Consider the following 944-nt stretch of genomic DNA (forward strand, 5'->3'; position numbering starts at 1 on the left):
CTAGGGAGCGTCCTCAAAGCGGGTCGGGTTGACCTGGTTTGATCTTGGTCGTGGTTCGCAGGCATGAACTGACTGATGAGCAGTGGGCGGTGCTTGAGCCGTTGTTGCCGGCCTCTGGTGTGAAGGGTCGTCCTCGGGTGGATGACCGGCGGGTGATCAACGGGATGCTCTACAAGTGCAAGACCGGGATCGCCTGGCGTGATCTGCCGGAACGGTATGGGCCGTGGAAGACGGTCTATAACCGGTTCTGGCGCTGGGCGCGGAACGGCACCCTGACGATGCTGGTCAGCAAGGTGCGGGTGATCGCCGAGGCGATCGACGAACTCGACCGGGAGGTCGCGGTCGACTCCTCGATCGTGCGTGCCCACCAGCACGCGGCTGGCGGGCGCCGGTCGAGGCCGCACACAGGGGGCGAGCGGGTTCTGGTGCGGGCAGACCGAGCCAGATGATCATGCCATCGGCCGGTCCCGGGGCGGACCCACCACCAAAATCCACCTCGCTTGCGACGGCCACGGACGGCCGTTGTCGGTGGTGCTCACGGGCGGGAACGTCAACGACTGCACCCGCTTCGTGCAGGTCATGGCGGGTGTCCAGTTCGAGCGGCCGGGACGCGGGAGGCCAGCGACCCGCCCGGACCGGGTACTTGCCGACAAGGGCTACTCCACCAAGGCGATCCGCACCTACCTGCGCAAACGTCACATTCGAGCGACCATCCCCGAACGCCGCGACCAGCGCGCCAACCGCACCCGACGCGGCGCGAAGGGCGGGCGGCCACCCGCCTTCGACAAGACCGCCTACCGACGCCGCAACGTGGTCGAACGCTGCTTCCAACGCCTCAAACAGTTCCGAGCGATCGCCACACGCTACGACAAAACAGCACTCTCCTACCAAGCCATGATCGACCTGGCCACCCTCACCCTCTGGCTTTGAGGACGCTCCCTAGG

At 66.4% G+C, this 944-nt stretch carries 1 pseudogene; it reads left to right on the plus strand.

The annotated features are described in order from the left end of the window. The first annotated feature begins 38 nt into the window (after window positions 1–38). Window positions 39–930 (plus strand): annotated as a pseudogene (locus BU204_RS38760) (IS5 family transposase). The last annotated feature ends 14 nt before the right edge of the window (window positions 931–944 follow it).

Origin of the sequence: Actinophytocola xanthii, assembly GCF_001921205.1 — a bacterium.
Classification (GTDB): Bacteria; Actinomycetota; Actinomycetes; order Mycobacteriales; family Pseudonocardiaceae; genus Actinophytocola; species Actinophytocola xanthii.